1 protein-coding gene is annotated in these 3,189 nt (G+C 61.6%); it reads right to left on the bottom strand.

Going from position 1 to position 3,189, the window contains the following annotated elements; all coding sequences use genetic code 11:
• Positions 1-308 precede the first annotated feature (308 nt).
• Positions 309-3,189 (bottom strand): amidohydrolase family protein (locus ACJWXQ_RS03605; protein ID WP_406672169.1); only part of this gene is annotated, 2,881 nt, incomplete at its 5' end.

The raw sequence follows: 3,189 nt of genomic DNA, 5'->3' as shown, positions 1-3,189 counted from the left end.
GGCACATGGTCAGCTATACAGCCGGCTGGTTCTGGCCACGGTTTGGTTTTTATTGTGTTGGCCTTGGCTGCACCCTGGCTCTGCTTGGCGTTTGCATCGTTCGGTTGTTGTGAGTGAGCGTGAGGGGTGAGGAGTCAGGGGTTAGGAGTGAGGAGTCAGGGGCTAGGAGTGAGGCGCCCCTGCCACTGAAATCTGATTAAGAAAAAACGGCGGCCCTAAGGCCGCCGTTTTTTTGCTCGAAGCTCGAAGCTCGAAGCTCGAAGCTCGAAGCTCGAAGCTCGAAGCTCGAAGCTCGAAGCTCGCAGCTCTCAATCCCTTTCCCACCAGAACAATCCGCGCTCCTCGGCGTGATTGCCGATCTGGTTCATAGTGTGAGCGTCGTAGAGACGTCCGTTGACCATGACGTAATCGACATACTCCGTATTGCGGATGTTCTCCAGCGGGTTGCGGTCGAGCACGATGATGTCGGCCAGCTTGCCTTCGGTCAGGCTGCCCAGATGTTCGTCCATGCCCAGATAGGCGGCCGGATTCACCGTGGCCGTCTTCAGGGCTTCCATGGGCGACATGCCGCCCTGGGCGAACATCCAGATTTCCCAGTGGGCCGCCAGGCCTTCCCGCTGGCCGTGGGCACCGATATTCACCAGCACACCCCGGTCCTGGAGCTGCCGGGAATGGTTGGCGATATCAAAATGCACATATTCCTCGGCCTCCACCTTGGCGCGGCGGCGGGCGATCGGATCAATGATCTCCCGGGGCACGAAGTTCAGCAGCCGTTCATGCTCGAAGACATTGGTGTGCTGATACCAGTAGTTTTCACCCCGGAAGGCACCGTAACCCACGCTCAGCGTCGGCGTGTAACCCACCTCTGTCTGCCCCCAGAACTGCAGTACATCGTCATAGGTGTGGGGCACGCTGAGTGAATGCTCGATGCCCGTGTGCCCGTCCTGAACCATGTTCATGTTGTGCTGGAACAGGGCGCCACCTTCCGGGTGCACATGCAGCCCCAGCTCACGGGCGGCTTCCATGACCTGCTGGCGCTGATCGCGTCGCGGCTGATTGTAGCTCTTGACGCTGAAGGCACCGGCCTTCTTGAGACGACTCAGGTGCTCGCGGGCATCATCCAGACTGTCCACTTCCACGGTAAAGTCGGTGGTCGCGCCGTAGAGGATGCGGCCGGTGGAGAAGATCCGTGGCGCGGTAATCTGTCCCGCACGCCCCATCTCGTGAGCGGCAAACACCGTGTGGGTGTCGTTGGAGGGATCGTGATAGGTGGTCACGCCGAAGGTCAGGCTGGCGTGATTGACCCAGTTCTCCTGCGGAATGATCTGATTGCTGCCCTGAGAGCCATGCCAGTGGGCATCGATCAGACCCGGCATCACGGTCTTGCCTTCAACATCCTTGACGTAGGCGCCATCCGGCACGGACACCTCATCGGCGGGGCCGACCGCGACAATGCGATTGCCTTCCACCAGCACGGTACCGTTCTCAATGACTTCCAGCTCATCGTTCATGGTGATGACCTGGCCGCCCACGAAGGCCACCATGCCGTCGGGGATATCGGCCGGACTGCTGTAGCCGATGTCCCGGCCTTCGGCCAGGGGCATGTCCACATCATCCTGGTCGCCGTTGAGGAAATCGAAGATCTGCTCCAGACCGGCGCTGTAGAGCTCGGGGCCGGTGGACCAGTGGAGGTTTTCACTGTCGGACCAGTGAATATAATCCCCGGCCTCCTTGGATACCCGTTGAATGGGCAGGGAACGGGTGTTGGGGCCCAGTTGAATGGTCTGCCCGGAAACCGCAAAGGGGGCAATGTAGGCGTTGTAGCGCTCCTGGAAAGCGACCCAGTTCTGATCCGGGGAGACCCGGAAGTTGGTCGCCCAGGTGGTGGTGAAATGGGTCCGTTCATCGGCCCCATCCAGGTTGACGCTGACCAGGTTGCGGGTGTCGTAACCCTGGTAGCGGAGCAGGAACACCCGGTCGTTGTCACGCCCGAAGTGCGGGCTCTGCCCATTGGCGGTGATCTTCTCCATGTCGCCACCGCGGGCACTGGCGCGGAAGACGCCGGTGGTTTCCCCCCACCAGGGTGAACGCTGCATATTGCCCGAGATCTTGCGGAAGACCACCGTGTCGCCGTCCGGCGAGAAGGCGGGCTCCACATAATGCCCGGGTTCCTCAGTAATCACCCGGCCCTCGCGGCCGCCCCGGGCGCGAATCACCCGGACCGCACCATGGTCTTCATCGTTCCAGCTCACATAGGCGATCTGCCGGCCATCGCGGGAGAAAGTGGGGTAGAACTCGAAGTGGTCATTCTGCCGCGTCAGGCGCTGGGGTTCGCCGTCCGGCAGACTGCGGGTGTAGAGATGGCCACGGGATTCATAGACCACCTGATCGCCATTGGGCGAAACGGTTACCCAGCGCAACATCCGTGCTTCAACCTCATCGGGGGCCGGATCAATGGGCGGGCGCTGGGCGGTGCGGATTTCCCGTTCATCCTGGACACGGAAGGCGATTTCATCCACCTCGCCGCTGTCCACATCCACTTCATGGATCTTGCCGCCGGCCCAGTAGACGATGGAGCCGCCATCCGGCGACCAGGCCATGTTGGCGTACACACCATGGATGGCCCAGATTTCCTGCATGTCCCGCTCAAGGTTATCCACCAGCTTGCGTTCCTTGCCGGAGCGGATGTCCTTGATGAAGATCGCGGTGTCGGTGCCGACGCGTCGGATGAAGGCAATGGATTCGCCATCCGGGGCGGGGCGGGGATGAATGGCGCCGCCGGTGCCGCTGATGTAGGTATCCAGCTCCCCGGTCTCCCGATCCAGCCGGCGAATGTCATAGATGCCCGGATGGGGATCCTTGTCATATTCGAACAGGTCACCGGCAGTGGTGTCCTGGCTGAAATAGAGATAGCGGCCATCCGGGGAGAACGCGGGCTCATTCAGATCCTGCTGGTCGTTGGGGCGCTGGATCATCTGCATGCCGGCGCTGGTGCCGGAGCGGTGGTAGAGCCAGATCTCGCCGGCCCCCAGGGAGCGGGTACCGGTAAAGTGCTTGCGAGCGGCGATGTATTCCCCATCCGGAGTCCAGGTGGGGTTGTTCAGCAGGCGGAAGCTTTCGTCGCTGATCTGGCGGGCGTCCGAGCCATCGGCGCGCATGATCCAGATGTTGTCGCCACCGCTGCGGTCG

It is taken from the genome of Natronospira sp. (assembly GCF_007134575.1).
Lineage (GTDB): Bacteria > Pseudomonadota > Gammaproteobacteria > Natronospirales > Natronospiraceae > Natronospira > Natronospira elongata.
Note: the sequence above shows the minus strand (reverse complement) of the source record. Positions and strands in the feature narration are given on the sequence as shown.